Here is a 15,569-nt window from a genome sequence, read left to right as displayed (position 1 = left end):
TTAGTATGAATACTCAGTTTGATATTGTAATCGTTGGTGGTGGTTTAGTTGGATTAGCAACAGCTTGTGCACTTAGTAAATATGATTTAAAGATAGCTATCATAGATGCTAAGGTTCATCACAATGAATCTTTTCCACACAATGAAATCGGTGTAAGAGCTTCAGCAATTAATGGCGCTAGCCAAAGATATTTTTCTCAAATAGGCATTTGGGATGATTTATTGAATAGTCATCGTGTTCAGGAATTTACCGAAATAGGCGTATGGGAAAAAAACGGCTTAGCGCAACTTTCGGCCCACGCAAAAGATTATAGTTATCCCAATCTTGGCTATATCATCGAAAATAATCTGATTTCTCACTATTTATATCTCTTTGTTAGAGAAAATCACAATATAACAATTTTTAATTTGGCTGCCATTGATAATTGTTACAATGACGATTATGCTTTTTTAACATTGGCTGATAATACTATTTTACAAGCTAAACTTATTATCGGCGCTGATGGTGCACACTCTTGGTTGCGTAAACATGAAAAGATTTCAGTTTTTGAACGTAACTATCTTCATCATGCGGTAATTACAACCGTTGAAACTCAATATCCCCATCAATCTTGTGCCAAACAAATTTTTTATCCAAATGGTATTGTTGCTTTTTTACCACTTTGGCAAGCAAATAAAAGTTGTTTGGTCTGGTCAACTAAACCTGACCAAGCAACAATTTTAACATCGCTTACAGAATCAGAGTTCTGCCAAGAACTGTTTAAATTAACCGGCGATAAAGTAGGTAAATGCCAATTAATCAATCAACGGATGGTCTTCCCACTAAAAGCGCGTTTTGCCAAACAATTTGTTAAACATCGAACAGTGCTTATTGGTGATGCAGCTCATACTATTCATCCTTTGGCTGGGCAGGGGGTGAATTTAGGTTTTCAAGATTCTGCTTTGTTAGTTTCGGCAATTAAGCAATTACATGATAAACAAAAGGATATTGGACTTGCTGATAATTTGAAATCTTTCCAATTCACTCGTCGTAAAGATACATTTGTTATGTTAACAGCGATGCGAACTATTCAAGATATGTTTAATGGCGATAACGTTCTGAAGAAAACGTTAAGAACTGTAGGCATGAATGCTATAGACAATTGTTCACCCTTGAAAAAACAACTTATTAAATATGCAATGCATATTTGATCAAATCAGAATATTTAAATCCTGTAATGCTTTTACAGGATTTAATAATAGTTGAGTTATTTGAATGCAACTTGATAAGATGTTGGTACAAATGGTGAAGATGGTAGATGTAATGCCCAATATGGATCGTTTAATAATCCTCGCCCAATAGCTACTAGGTCAGCATCTCCAGTACTCAATACATAATCTGCTAGGTATGGATCTTCTAACATACCAACAGCTATTACAGGTAAATTGATTGCTTGTTTGATCGCACGAGCTAGGTATACTTGGTATCCAGCATGAAACTGCGGTGTATGAGCTGGATCTAATTGCCCATCGCCACCACCACTTACATCCAAAATGTCAGCGCCTGCATCAGCAAAACGTTTTGCTATTTTACGTCCATATTCTATATCATATCCATCTTTACTATACTCTTGTGCTGAAAAACGGATAATAAGTGGCATATCACTAGGCATTACCGATTTAACAGCTTGTATGACTTGTTCACCAAATAATAATTTATCTTGGCCATATTCATCGGTTCTGTGATTAGTTTTTGGTGAGCTGAACTGATGAATTAAATATCCATGAGCACCATGAATTTCAATGGCGTCAAAACCTGCTTCAACAGCCCGTTTTGTTGATTCTTTAAATTTATGAATGATATCAATAATTTCATCTTTTGATAATTCTCTTGGCATTTGATATTGCCATTTTTGATTAGCTTCATTTGAACCATCGTAAAGAATAGGTGAACAAGAGACAACATCGGAAGCACCTAAAGCTTTACGACCAGCATGAGCAATTTGGATAGCAATTTTACCATTTTGAGCATGTACAGCATCAACAATTCGTTTAAATTGATCACGCTGCTCATCATTCCATAACCCAAGACAATTTGGCGAAATACGACCATTAGGTGCAACATTTGTCATTTCAACTATAATTAAACCTACACCTCCAATTGCTCGAGATACATAGTGAACAAAATGCCAATCATTAGGCATTCCGTCGGTAGCCTGATATTGGCACATAGGAGGCATAACAATGCGGTTTTTGAGTGATAAATTTTTGATACTAAAGGGAGTATTGAGAAAGGAAATTTTAGCCATAAATGACTCCTTGAGTAACTTAATAAAAATACTAAATTAGTTTATTCGTCAGTAAAAGTAAATATCAACATCTTAATTCAATTGAGTTTAGAATTATTCATTATTTTCAATGAGTAAAATGCAAGAGCAACTATGCTTAAAAATATGATAGCACGATTCTTTGTTTATTTATTCGAAAAGAAGTTTTTATTATTAGTTCTATTTGTTCCTTATTGCCTAATAGTTTTTTGTTGAGGAATAATTATTTACTTGTATTTATAGATAGAAAATGAACAATAAGTTAATTATCAATTAATTTGTAAAAAAGTTTCAGATTAACTATACGTTTTAGTATAAAATAGCCAACAAATGATACCCATTAACCCCAATATTGTTCCTGATACTACAATTGCTATCCAACCATAATGGCTAAATAAGTAGGTTGAACCGACAGAACCAAGCATACCACCAATAAAATAACATACCATGTAACCAGTATTCATTCTGCTACGAGCTTCTGGTCTTATTTGATAAATTGCACTCATATTTGAAACATGCGTAACTTGTACTGAAAAATCTAATATAACGACACCTAAAATTAAAGCAATGATTGAGCACTGTGCGAATGAAAGTGGTAACCATGATAATAATAACAAACACAATCCTATTGTGGTAGCAAGCCAGCCTTTACCTTTGTCTGATAATTTACCCACTATAGGCGAACCCAATGCACCAGCTGCTCCAGCAATTCCAAAAAGGCCAATAATAAAATCTGAGTAGTGATAAGGATCATTGCTTAATAAAAAGGCAAGAGGTGTCCATAATAAAGAAAACAGTGCAAATGATATAACTGCTAATAATGAACGAATTCTGAGGATGGGTTCTTGTTTGTATAATGAGCTAATTGACCACAACAGTTGAAAGTAATTGATATTGATTGTACTACGGTAAGTCGGAAGTGAAATCGAAAGTAACAGCGTAACAATAACCATGATACCTGTTGCAATCCAATATACGTAATGCCAATCGGCGATAGTTGAAATAGCACCAGCAAAAGCTCTACCTAATAAAATCCCTAGTAACATTCCACTCATTAAAGTACCAACGATTTTACCTCGCTGTTCAGGTTTTGCTAAGGTAGCAGCAAAAGGGATTAAAACCTGCGCAACGGTTGAAAATAGTCCTGTCATGGATGTACCTATTATTAACATCCATAAATTCTTTGATAAAGCGCTGACAATAAGCCCACAGGTGGATAACACCATTAAAATAATAATTAAATGTTTTCGTTCAAATTTATCACCAAGAGGTGTAATAAAAAGTAGACCAACAGCATAACTAAACTGCGCTGCCATTATGATTGAGCCAGCATGCTCAACAGCAATATTTAAATCATGAGTAATTGAATGTAGTAGTGGTTGAGCATAATAGTTGCTAGCAATAGTTACTCCAATAGCAAATGCCATTAAAAAAACTAACCAATTTGATAAATCTTGAGATTGTTTACTGTTCATAAAAATGAATGTTACATAAAAATAATAATAAATTATATATTAAAAATAAGAATGCTTTTACTTGTTAGTAATTTTAAGCAGATTGTTTTAGTAAGTTATATACTGGTGTAGCAAGTCCTATTTTGGCATTATCTGATTCGAGTTTATACCAATAGCCAGAAGATTCATCCCAACATTTTGTGAAATTGCTAATAACACAATAAATTGGAACAATATTTAAATGAAAATGGCTAAATGTATGTCTGAACGAGTTTAATGGTTTAGGTTCAGTTGATACTATTCCTTTTTTTTCTAACCAATCTTTTAGCTCTTGCTCGCTTAAAAATTCTGGTAGGCAATATAAGCCTCCCCATATACCTGTTGGTGGTCTTTTTTCTAACCAAATGGCGCGATTATATTCTAACATTAAAAAATAAGCCGTTTTTTCTGGCTTGTTTGTTTTAGGTTTTGGAGTTGGATATTGTTGCCAACTTTCTGCTTTATAAGCAATACAATCTTCATGCAATGGGCACTGTGTGCACTTAGGTTTTGTACGAGTACAAACCATCGCGCCAATATCCATCATTGCTTGATTAAATTTGGCAATATTTTGTTTAGGCGTAACTTGTTCACTTAACTGCCAAAGTTTATCTTCGATAGTTTTATTACCAGGCCATCCTTCAACGGCAAAATATCGTGTTAAAACTCGCTTTACATTACCATCTAAAATTGGGTAATGTTGATTTTGTGAAAGTGATAAAATTGCTCCAGCTGTTGAACGACCAATTCCTGGTAATGCAATGACATCCTCAAATTTGGTTGGAAATAGCCCATTAAACTTATTATTAATAACTTGTGCGGCTTTGTGTAAGTTACGAGCACGAGCATAATAACCAAGCCCCGTCCAAAGATGCAATACATCATCAATAGGTGCTTTTGCTAAATCCGTTATTTTAGGAAATAGTTTAATAAAATGGTTAAAATAGGGGATAACAGTTGCAACTTGTGTCTGTTGCAACATTACTTCTGATAACCATACATGATAAGGCGTTTTCTCAATCTGCCATGGTAGTGTTTTTCTGCCGTACTGTTCATACCATTTTAATACAGACTTTGCAAAGGAAGGCATTGTTACCCGCATTACATTACAGCAGTAATTGAGTCATTTGGATAACAGCCCAATACTTTTGTGTATAAGGTAATTTTAGCTAACTGTTTTAATGCGTTTTGCATTTCGTCAGAATAAAGATTGCCTTGTAGATCAATATAAAACATCTCTTCCCATGGAGTACCATGAATTGGACGAGATTCAAGTTTAGTCATGACAATGTTATGATTACGTAACACAGAAAGGGCATCAACGAGAGCGCCTGCTTGCTGACCTGTTTTCATCAATATTGTAGTTTTAGCTGGGATTTGATCAGATACATGAACTGGATCACGAGATAACACTATAAATCGCGTTATATTCTCTTTTTGATTAGCAAAACTATGTTCAAGAACTTGTAATCCATAAAGTTCACCACCATCTTTATTACCCATAGCTGCAAAATTAGTTTTGTTTGACTTAGCAACCATTTCCATTGCTGATGAGGTACTATCACAAAAGACAATCTTCCAATGCGGGTATCCTTCCAAAAAGTGAGAACATTGTTGGAATGGTTGTGGGTGACTATAGACGGTGTCAATTTGATCTAATTGAGCGTTTGGGAGTGCCAAAATACAGTGATCAATCGGTAGTGATAACTCTCCGATAATATGCAAATTCGTTTTTTGTAGTAAATCATAAACTTCGTTAATGGATCCAGAACTGGAGTTTTCGATTGGTACAACACCATAATCAACAACGCCTTTATCTAATTGTTCAAAAACATCTTTAAAATTACTACAACTTGATTCAACTATCTGTTCTAAATGAGCACTAGCGTAGCGGCGAGCAGCCGAATGAGAATAAGATCCCATTGGCCCTAAAAAAGCAATTTTAGCTGTTTTGATAGTGCCATGATTCAGTTTTTCTTGTAGAATTTTTTGTTGTAAAAGTACAGAATCTTCGATAATTATTTGATATAACCGTTTGATAAAAATATCATCGAGATGATAGTTTTTGCCCTGTTCAATTAATGATTTAACCAAGGAACGTTCACGCTGAATGTCACGTACAGGAATGTTTGCCTTAATTTTAGTATTTATTACTTGTGTCGAAAGTTCACGACGTTTAGCTACAAGTTCTAATAGCGCTTTATCAAGCTCGTTAATTTTATCGCGTAAAGGTAATAAAGGATTTGTAGTCATTTTTATTCGATATTTTAAAAAAGATTGATGTTATTATAACAAGCAAAAAAAAAAGCACTACATAAAGTAGTACCTTTTAAATAAAATAGAATGATTTATTTATTAAATTTCTTCTTCAAGAATTGCTCCTTTAATACTTTCCGTTGCTCGACGGGCTTCACCTTTATGTTGAATTTTATTCAATTGTTTTTCAAGTTTACCAATAAGATCGTTAATAGCCGCATACATATCAATATGCTTTGCAGACGCAACAAGTGGAGTTCCTTTTGTGGCAATTGTTGCATCAATGATAAATCCATCTGGTTCTTTAGATAATATAAAATGAGGATTGATTAACAGCGCTCTCCACTTATCCAACTTCGAAAATTTATCTTCTAAATAACTACGAATTGCAGGGGTAATATCCATTTGTTTACTGGTAATACTTAAAGCCATATCGACCTCCTTTATAATTTCAAACAACTAAGTTGATTTTTTTAGCTTCCATTAATACATTGGCAAATTATTTTTATTTCGTCAATAAGAACTTTGCTATTAACATGAGTTTTTGTGATTTAAATCTAAAAAAAAGATTTTATTAATCATGTATTTTATGACTATATGGCTATGAACCTGCATTTTGCATCGCTTTACTATATACTGTAGCTAAATACTATTTCTATAAGATCTTTTAATGAGGAAGATGTGAGCTATTTAGACAATGTTAAGATTGTTTTGGTTGAAACGTCCCACACGGGTAATATGGGGTCTGCCGCTAGAGCAATGAAAACTATGGGTTTATCCAATCTTTGCTTAGTCAATCCAGTGATAAAACCTGACTCTCAATCAATTTCATTAGCGGCAGGTGCTAGTGATATTATTAAAAATGCAGTAGTTTTTTCATCTTTAGAAGAGGCAATTGCTAATTGTTCACTTGTGATAGGTACTAGTGCTCGTCCTCGTACCTTACAATGGCCTAATTTAACACCAAAAGAGTGCGGTGATAAAATCATTGAGGAGGCCGTTAATGCCCAAGTTGCGTTAGTATTTGGTCGTGAAAGAGTGGGTTTAACTAATGATGAATTGCAAAAGTGCCATTTTCATGTTGGTATTCCTGCTAACCCTCAATATAGTTCTTTGAATCTTGCTATGTCAGTACAAGTATTATGTTATGAAATTCGCATGTCAATGCTAAACTTTCAAGATAATCAATCAGAGCCAGCAAATTTAAATACGCATACAAGCGAGTACCCTAAAGATATCGATGTTGAGCGTTTTTATCAGCATTTAGAGCAAACTTTATTGCAAACAGAATTTATAAATGCTAATCACCCAGGTCAAATTATGGGACGTTTGCGAAGATTATTTACTCGGGCACGTATTGAACAGCAAGAACTGAATATTTTACGTGGTATTTTAACGTCGATTGATAAAAAATTCTAATTCCTAGAAATAAAAATAAATACCCACAAAAGAGTGGGTATTTTTGAATAATAATCAATTATGATAAGGTTAATTTAATGGATTAACTTTTTTTCCGCCAAGTTGTACCATTTGCCCCATCCTCCAACACAATATTCATTGCGTTAAGTTTATCACGCGCTTCATCAGCTTGAGCCCAATTTTTGCTAGCACGAGCTTCATTACGTTGTTTTATTAATGCTTCAATTAATTCTGCATCGGCGTCATCTTGCTGATTACCTTGTAAGAATTTTATTGGATCTTGTTCAAGTAGACCAAGTACGGCTGCTAAATAACGTAATTCAGCCGCTAATTTGTTGGCAAATGACATATCGTTATCAGCTTTAGCTTTATTGATTTCTCGGGCTAAGTCAAATAAGGTTGAATAAGCTTCAGGAGTATTGAAGTCATCGTTCATCGCATTACAGAATTGACGGTAATAATCACTCTCTTTTGTAGTATATGGATAATCTGCATCAGTATCACGAAGTGCTGTATAAAGGCGTTCTAAAGCCATTCTTGCTTGTTTTAAATTTTCCTCACTGTAATTAAGCTGACTACGATAATGACCCGATAATAAAAAGTAACGGACAGTTTCAGCATCATAGTGTTTTAATACATCGCGAATAGTGAAAAAATTATTAAGTGATTTTGACATCTTTTCTTGGTCTATCATCACCATACCTGAATGCATCCAATAATTAACATATTGTCCATCATGGGCACATGTAGATTGAGCAATTTCATTTTCATGATGAGGAAACATTAGATCTGACCCTCCGCCATGAATATCAAAGTGATTACCTAATTGAAAACTGTTCATCGCAGAACATTCAATATGCCAACCTGGGCGTCCTTTGCCCCATGGTGAATCCCAGTTAGGCTCGTTAGGTTTTGACATCTTCCAAAGTACAAAATCCATTGGATTACGTTTAACATCAACCACATCAACGCGTGCACCAGCCTGAAGTTGCTCCAAATTTTGACGCGACAAAATACCGTAATTGGGATCACTATCGACTGAAAACATTACATCACCATTATCAGCAATATAAGCATGATCTTTTGCAATTAATTCTTCTATTAATTGAATAATCTGTGGCATTTGCTGTGTAGCGCGAGGTTCGACATCAGGGCGCTTAATATTTAACGCATCAAAATCCGCATACATTTCTTGTAACATACGTTCAGTTAGTTGTTCACAAGTTTCACCGTTTTCTAGAGCGCGTTTTATAATTTTGTCATCCACATCGGTGATATTACGCACATAAGTTAGTTGATAACCTAAAAAGCGCAAATAACGTGTTACAACATCAAATGCAACAAAGGTGCGACCATGACCAATATGACAGAGGTCATAAATAGTAACACCACAAACATATAATCCAATTTTATTGGGATGAATTGATTTAAAAGTTTCTTTTTCTCGAGTTAATGTATTGAATATTTTTAACATTACAATCTTTAGGTTTAATTTAATGAAGTTTGCTAAATAATATAACAAAAATATTGTTATCGTGAAATTATTTATTATAATGCTTCTATGTACTGTAATTATAATTTTATCATATGCTAGGCGAAGTTTTTGGTTACTTTTTTGGTTACATTGCAAGTGGTTTCATTCATGTATTTTCTGAAGATATGCTGGAATTAGGATGGTCAAAAAGTACTTTTAAAAGCAAACTATTCTGGGTTTCTTTTATTATTTTAAATATTGTTATGTTTGCATTTGTCTTAATATTTAAGTGGCCTATTAGTATAACTGAGGGTTTGTTACTCTTTTTGATTTCATCTTTACTTTCATTTTTGACTATAAGTTTTTGTTGGGGTATGTGGCGCTTCATTAAACATTTTAAGAAATGTAAAATATAACTTAAAGTTTGCAGAAATAAATGGTTGTAGGTATCTAGTCAATAATAATCTCAATTCACTCTTTAATAAATAATTAATGGGTAATCCTAGCCAATTTTATTGGGATAAATTGATTTAAAGGTTTCTTTTTCTCGAGTTAACGTATTGAATATTTTTAACATTACAATCTTTAGGTTTAATTTAATGAAGTTTGCTAAATAATATAACAAAAATATTGTTATCGTGAAATTATTTATTATAATGCTTCTATGTACTGTAATTAGAATTTAATCATATGCCAGGCGATTTTATTGGTATTATTGTAGAAACTATCGTTGAAGAAGGTTTGAGAGGTATTTGTGAGTTGGTAACCTGGAAAGATACACCAATTAGGTATCCTTTCATTATTTTAAATATTGTTGTGTTTGTATCTTACTTAATTTTTAAGTGGCCTATTACTATAATAGATGGTTTATTTTTCTTTTTCATTTCATCTTTATTTTCATTTTTCATTGTGATTTTTTGTTTGTGTATATGGCGCCTGATTAAATACTTAAGAAATTTGATATGTTAAATATAAGCTATGGTTTACAGAAATAAATAGTTGATGTCATCCAGTCGATACAAATTTCAATTCTCTTTTTAATAAACAATTGGCGGTGAATCCCCGCCAATTTTGTGTAAAACAAAGTATTATTTCATTAGACGGTAGATATAAATAAGTAATATTGCGCCTAAGACTGAGATAAATAAACTAGGGAAATTAAATCCTGTCACAGTTCCCCAGCCAAAGAATGTACTTATATACCCACCAACGATAGCGCCTGCAATTCCTAATAGAATAGTTTTAAATACTCCTACACGTCCAAGTGGCATAAAAAACTTTGCAATCCAACCGGCAATTAATCCTAGAATAGCCCAACTTAAAATACCCATGATAATTTCCTTTGTTTGATTAAGGTTAAATTTAGTTTATAAACACAATCTAAAAATCTAAGAAATGTTGATATTTAATGTAATAGCTTTAACGATATTGATTAAAATTAATAAATCAAAATTTAAAAATATTAATAAATAACAGTCATAAAATGGAGATAGAAGATTTAATCGTAAGACTAAAGAATGACTATATGAATTGAGTGCATAAAAGCGTATTCATATAGTAATTGATGAATATTCTATAATTATTTGTAACAAAAGTTAAGGTCTTTTATTGCGTTTTCAAACTTTTAACATGCTTCTTTAAGATAGTCACTTTGATTTAAGTCGAAGGGAGATTAACTCTCCCTTTGAATGAGTTGTTATTCAAAAATAGATTTATGTAAAATTTTGATAATAGCTTCTGCATCATTACTTTTTGATAACAGGCACAGATTGTGGGTGCTTGCACCATAACAACAAAGTCTTATAACAAAATCATCTAACACGCCGAATACTTCTTTTGCTATACCTTTTGTCGTCGTTAAGTTATTGCCAATAATGGCAATAAGAGCTAAATCTTCCTCAACATCTACATGACAAAGAGTTGAAAGTTCATCAAATAGTTCTTTGGTTAATAAACTGTTACCATTAGTGTAAGTGCCTGTAGTATCAATTGTTAAAGCGATACTGACTTCTGATGTAGTAACTAAATCAACGGATATATTATGTTTAGCTAATATAGTAAATACCCTTGCAAGAAAACCTTGAGCATGCAGCATATTTAAACTTGTTAAGGTTAATAATGTCTGTTTGCGTCGTAATGCTAACGCCCTAAACACAGGTAATTTTGATGTAATACTATTAGTGTTATAAACAATTGTGCCGCCATCTTGTGGTGCTTTGCTTGAGCCAACAAAAACAGGAATGTTACTTCGTACTGCTGGAACCAACGTCGCAGGATGTAAAACTTTTGCTCCGAAGGTTGCCATTTCCGCGGCTTCTGCGAAAGATATTTCATCAATTTTTTTTGCCGCTGGCGTAATTCGTGGGTCATTGGTATAAATTCCTGCAACATCAGTCCAAATGTCTATTTGTGTTGCATTTAATGCTTCACCAAGTAACGCAGCTGTATAATCACTTCCACCACGTCCTAATGTTGTCGTCTTACCTGTACTTTCACTGCCAATAAAACCTTGAGTAACAATTAGCGCATTAGTATTTAAAGATTTTAAATGTGCACAACAAAGTTGTTTGATTTCTTCAATTTTGGGTTGAGCTTTACCAAATTTATCATCAGTACGCATAACTTTACGTACATCAAACCATATGGCACTTTTTTGTTTTTCTCTTAATACCTCAACAAATAGTTTTGAAGACATAATTTCACCATGACTGACTAACTCATCAGTTAATGCTGGTGACGTTGCTAAACTTGCAGCTTCCGATAAAGAGGCTATATTTGCAATAATTCGGTCAATTTCGGCTCTTAACGTAGGGTTTTCAGGAAGTTGCTCTAAAATATTGTATTGAATTGATTGAATTTTGGCTAAATGCTGAGCTCGAACCTCCGCATCACGTCCTTCTGCTAATGCAACTAATAAGTTCGTAATACCCGCAGAAGCAGATAATACAACAACTTTTACACTAGGGTTAGCAATAACAATATTAGCACTATTTACCATTGCTGAATAATCAGCAACACTAGTACCACCAAATTTAGCAATTACGAATGATGTTTCCATGGATTCCTCATATTAAAAATTTTATTTTTAACAGAGTTAGAGCGAGGGTATGTGCAATTTACAGTTATAATTTAAAAAGTACAAACCGCGAAGCGCTCCACCTGTTAAGGTGACAACCCAAGGGATTCAGCCCTTGCAGTCGATTTGATTGCTTTCTGGCTACTCAATCAAACCTCGGCATTGCATCCCCTCAATTATTTATCACCGATTCCAGTATCTAAAATAATCTACCTGAGCAATGCGCCTCTTCGTTCTCGTAACTTGAGTTACAATTTAAGTGCTATATAGAATTAACGATTTTACTAAATGTGTCAATAGGTTAAATAGGAAAAATTATTTATTAAATATTAAATTGATATATCAATAGTTATAATTCTTGTTCAAATAGTTGAATAATAGTTTGATATAAACTTTTAACCGTACAGGATTTGGTTGGCGTACTAAAAATTGTATCATCGCCTGCAATTGAACCTAAAATACCTTCTGATTTACCAATTGAATCAAGTAAGCGAGCGATAAGTTGAGCCGCTCCTGGGCTGGTACGAATGACAACCATTGAGCTATTATAATCAATATCAACAATCAAATTTTTTAGTGGACTACTGGCTGTTGGCACACCCATTTCAGCAGGTAAGCAATAGACCATTTCTGATTTTGCGTTACGTGTTCTAACCGCTCCAAATTTGGTTAACATTCGTGAAACTTTAGATTGATTAATGTTATCAAAACCTTGTTCTTGTAAAGCTTGCACAATGCTTATTTGAGAACTGAACTTTTCTTGTAGAAGCATTTCTTTAAAAGCTTTAGTAAGATCATCTTGTTTCATATTTTTCCTTTTGGATTAATTGATTGCTGTTTTAGGTAAAAGCAGTAATAATTGTTTGTTGCTTGATATATTAGTAATAAAATCTAAGTTAATTAGTAAGTTTTATAGACATTTTGTTAATGAATTGAATATCAAACAACAAGTTTTAGACTTTAAAATATTTAAACATAATTATGCATAAGATTTGCATAAAATCAAATATTCGATTTGTTACTGCTTTTAGGGCGAAATGACTTTACTATTTGATCATGCGTCTCAATGTAGGGACCTTCTAATAACTCTAAACAATAAGGAACGCTGGCAAAAATTCCATTAACAATTATTTTTCCTGCACTATCTTTTACACCTTCAAGTGTCTCCTTTATCGATTTTGGTCTACCCGGTAAGTTCAAAATTAAACATTTTTTGCGAATAACACCAACTTGTCTGGAAAGAATGGCAGTAGGTACAAAATGTAAACTAATTTGGCGCATCTGTTCACCAAATCCAGGCATAACTCGATCGGCTATTGCTAAAGTTGCATCTGGGGTGACATCTCTAATAGCTGGCCCTGTACCGCCAGTGGTTAGAATCAAATCACAATGTAATTTATCAACGAATTCACATAATGTTTGTTCAATAATAGGTTGTTCATCTGGAATTATTCGATTTTCGGTAATAAACGGAGTTTTCAATGCTGTTTGTAACCAAGATATTAATGATGGGATACCTTCATCGTCATAGATCCCATTTGCCGCTCTATCAGACACAGAAACTAAACCAATTTTGAACATAATACTTATTCCTTAGGATATTATTTATCTATATTAATTAGAAATTAAGACCGCCTATATATGGCCAATGGTTCGCTAAAATTAATATACGCTAAAAGTTAAAAATTATAACTTATTTATACTCAATATAAAGAAAACTAAAAAGACCTTTACAACAATTGATTATATTGTCAATATTGCTGGTCATTAATAATTGAGTTTACATAATTTCAATCATAACTTATTCAATTAGGATTTTATCATGTCATCTATTCCTGCGCTTGAATTGGTCGCGCTTAAAAAAATTTATAAAAATGGTGTAGAAGCATTAAAAGGTATTAATTTAACGGTTCAAGCAGGTGACTTTTATGCATTGCTTGGTCCAAATGGTGCCGGAAAATCAACAACTATTGGCATAATTAGCTCACTTGTAACCAAAACTTCTGGTGAAGTGCGAATATTTGGTTACGATTTGGATACTGATATTGTCAATGCCAAAAGACAATTAGGCTTAGTACCACAAGAATTTAATTTTAACCAATTTGAAGAAGTGATTCAGATTGTCACTAATCAAGGAGGCTATTATGGATTGCCACGTAAATTAGCATTAGAACGCGCAGAAAAATATCTAAGAATTTTAGATTTATGGGATAAACGCCATAGTCGAGCCAACATGTTATCTGGTGGTATGAAAAGACGTTTAATGATTGCAAGAGCACTCGTTCATGAGCCTAAATTATTGATTCTTGATGAACCAACAGCCGGGGTTGATATTGAGTTGCGGCGCTCAATGTGGGACTTTTTACGTGAAATCAATCGTCAAGGCATTACTATTATATTAACTACCCATTATTTAGAAGAGGCAGAAATGCTATGTCGCAATATTGGCATAATTCAACATGGTCAATTGATAGCAAACTCTTCTATGCGTGAATTATTAGCTAATAGCCAATCTGAAACTATTATTATTGATTATGTACCAACAAGTGAATCCATTGTTTTAACAGATTATAGTTATGTAAATGTTGATACGGGCATGTTAGAAGTTAAAGTTGATAAACAACGTGGCTTAAATCAGTTATTTGAGCAACTTAATCATCAAAACGTCAAAGTGATTAGCGTGCGTAATAAAACTAATCGATTAGAAGAGTTATTTGTTGATTTATTACGTAACAATAATGCAAAAGGAGCTGATAATGTGTAATTTATATTGGATTGCCTTAAAAAGTATTTGGCGTAAAGAGGTGACTAGATTTTTAAGAATTTGGCTGCAAACATTGATACCGCCAGTTATCACTATGTCACTTTATTTTATTATATTTGGTAATTTAATTGGCTCACGTGTGGGGAATATGGGTGGCTTTAGTTATATGTCATTTATTGTTCCTGGTTTAATCATGATGTCTGTAATTACAAACTCTTATACCAATGTCTGTTCTTCATTTTTTAGCGCTAAATTTCAACGTAATATTGAGGAATTATTGGTTGCACCTGTACCAACGCATATTTTGATTTGTGGATATGTAGGTGGTGGCGTGATCCGAGGTATTTTAACTGGAATTTTAGTGACGATAGTATCGTTATTTTTTGTTCGTCTTGAAGTGCACTCTTGGCTCTTTGTTATTTGCACTTTATTATTAACATCAATTTTGTTTTCATTAGCAGGTTTATTAAATGCCGTATTTGCTAAGACTTTTGACGATATTAGTATTATTCCAACATTTGTATTAACGCCATTAACTTATCTTGGTGGGGTATTTTACTCAATAACCATGCTACCTACTTTTTGGCAATGGGTATCAAAACTAAATCCAATCGTTTATATGATTAATGGTTTTCGTTATGGTTTTTTAGGTGTGACTGACGTATCACTATGGATCACATTTTCAATGTTGATTTTATTTGTTACCGTGCTCTATATAATTGCATGGCGACTGATTGAAAGTGGGCGAGGGTTAAGAAGTTAAATTAATTAACTAAAAATAC

At 33.3% G+C, this 15,569-nt stretch carries 14 protein-coding genes and 1 riboswitch; of the genes, 4 read left to right on the top strand and 10 right to left on the bottom strand.

Annotated features, from left to right (window positions below; translation table 11 throughout):
• Positions 1–5 precede the first annotated feature (5 nt).
• Complete coding sequence (locus tag GAPWK_RS10365; protein WP_025316158.1) at positions 6–1,190, top strand: FAD-dependent monooxygenase; 1,185 nt, start codon at positions 6–8, stop codon at positions 1,188–1,190.
• Between the two features lie 56 nt (positions 1,191–1,246).
• Here the strand turns inward: GAPWK_RS10365 and GAPWK_RS10360 are convergent, their stop codons facing one another.
• The 5 genes from GAPWK_RS10360 to raiA all read right to left on the bottom strand — a co-directional run bounded on the left by GAPWK_RS10360 (position 1,247) and on the right by raiA (position 6,486).
• Positions 1,247–2,287 (bottom strand): NADH:flavin oxidoreductase/NADH oxidase, encoded by a 1,041-nt coding sequence (locus tag GAPWK_RS10360; protein ID WP_025316157.1) that lies wholly within the window; start codon positions 2,285–2,287, stop codon positions 1,247–1,249.
• Positions 2,288–2,601: 314 nt separating this feature from the next.
• Positions 2,602–3,780, bottom strand: coding sequence for an MFS transporter (locus GAPWK_RS10355; protein ID WP_025316156.1), 1,179 nt, complete (start codon positions 3,778–3,780; stop codon positions 2,602–2,604).
• A gap of 73 nt (positions 3,781–3,853) precedes the next feature.
• On the bottom strand, positions 3,854–4,888 hold the full coding sequence (gene mutY / locus GAPWK_RS10350) for an A/G-specific adenine glycosylase (protein ID WP_038517468.1): 1,035 nt from the start codon (positions 4,886–4,888) through the stop codon (positions 3,854–3,856).
• An 11-nt stretch (positions 4,889–4,899) separates the two neighbouring features.
• Positions 4,900–6,051, bottom strand: coding sequence for a bifunctional chorismate mutase/prephenate dehydratase (gene pheA, locus GAPWK_RS10345; RefSeq protein WP_025316154.1), 1,152 nt, complete (start codon positions 6,049–6,051; stop codon positions 4,900–4,902).
• A gap of 102 nt (positions 6,052–6,153) precedes the next feature.
• The gene (raiA, locus tag GAPWK_RS10340) at positions 6,154–6,486 is read right to left on the bottom strand and encodes a ribosome-associated translation inhibitor RaiA (RefSeq protein WP_025316153.1); all 333 of its coding nucleotides are present in this window, start codon (positions 6,484–6,486) and stop codon (positions 6,154–6,156) included.
• A 306-nt stretch (positions 6,487–6,792) separates the two neighbouring features.
• Here raiA and trmJ point away from each other — a divergent pair, with 306 nt between their 5' ends.
• Positions 6,793–7,473, top strand: a complete 681-nt coding sequence (trmJ, locus tag GAPWK_RS10335; protein ID WP_051516314.1) for a tRNA (cytosine(32)/uridine(32)-2'-O)-methyltransferase TrmJ — start codon at positions 6,793–6,795, stop codon at positions 7,471–7,473.
• 82 nt (positions 7,474–7,555) lie between these two features.
• On the opposite strand, the gene cysS is transcribed toward trmJ, so the two are convergent.
• The 5 genes from cysS to mog form a co-directional block, all read right to left on the bottom strand.
• Positions 7,556–8,947, bottom strand: a complete 1,392-nt coding sequence (gene cysS / locus GAPWK_RS10330; protein ID WP_025316151.1) for a cysteine--tRNA ligase — start codon at positions 8,945–8,947, stop codon at positions 7,556–7,558.
• A 1,088-nt stretch (positions 8,948–10,035) separates the two neighbouring features.
• Entirely contained in the window at positions 10,036–10,278 is a 243-nt protein-coding gene (locus tag GAPWK_RS10320) for a GlsB/YeaQ/YmgE family stress response membrane protein (RefSeq protein ID WP_025316149.1), read from the bottom strand.
• A 365-nt stretch (positions 10,279–10,643) separates the two neighbouring features.
• The gene (gene lysC, locus GAPWK_RS10315) at positions 10,644–12,005 is read right to left on the bottom strand and encodes a lysine-sensitive aspartokinase 3 (protein WP_025316148.1); all 1,362 of its coding nucleotides are present in this window, start codon (positions 12,003–12,005) and stop codon (positions 10,644–10,646) included.
• Between the two features lie 82 nt (positions 12,006–12,087).
• A riboswitch (Lysine riboswitch) is annotated at positions 12,088–12,262 on the bottom strand.
• Positions 12,263–12,372: 110 nt separating this feature from the next.
• Positions 12,373–12,831 (bottom strand): transcriptional regulator ArgR, encoded by a 459-nt coding sequence (gene argR / locus GAPWK_RS10310; RefSeq protein WP_025316147.1) that lies wholly within the window; start codon positions 12,829–12,831, stop codon positions 12,373–12,375.
• 194 nt (positions 12,832–13,025) lie between these two features.
• The gene (gene mog / locus GAPWK_RS10305; protein ID WP_038517465.1) at positions 13,026–13,604 is read right to left on the bottom strand and encodes a molybdopterin adenylyltransferase; all 579 of its coding nucleotides are present in this window, start codon (positions 13,602–13,604) and stop codon (positions 13,026–13,028) included.
• 241 nt (positions 13,605–13,845) lie between these two features.
• Between mog and GAPWK_RS10300 the strand changes: the two genes are divergently transcribed.
• Together GAPWK_RS10300 and GAPWK_RS10295 are read left to right on the top strand one after the other, a co-directional pair.
• On the top strand, positions 13,846–14,787 hold the full coding sequence (locus GAPWK_RS10300; RefSeq protein ID WP_025316145.1) for an ABC transporter ATP-binding protein: 942 nt from the start codon (positions 13,846–13,848) through the stop codon (positions 14,785–14,787).
• Positions 14,780–15,550 (top strand): ABC transporter permease, encoded by a 771-nt coding sequence (locus GAPWK_RS10295; RefSeq protein WP_025316144.1) that lies wholly within the window; start codon positions 14,780–14,782, stop codon positions 15,548–15,550. Before GAPWK_RS10300 ends, GAPWK_RS10295 begins: the two co-directional genes overlap by 8 nt.
• The last annotated feature ends 19 nt before the right edge of the window (positions 15,551–15,569 follow it).

This window comes from Gilliamella apicola (genome assembly GCF_000599985.1).
Lineage (GTDB): Bacteria > Pseudomonadota > Gammaproteobacteria > Enterobacterales > Orbaceae > Gilliamella > Gilliamella apicola.
Note: the sequence above shows the minus strand (reverse complement) of the source record. Positions and strands in the feature narration are given on the sequence as shown.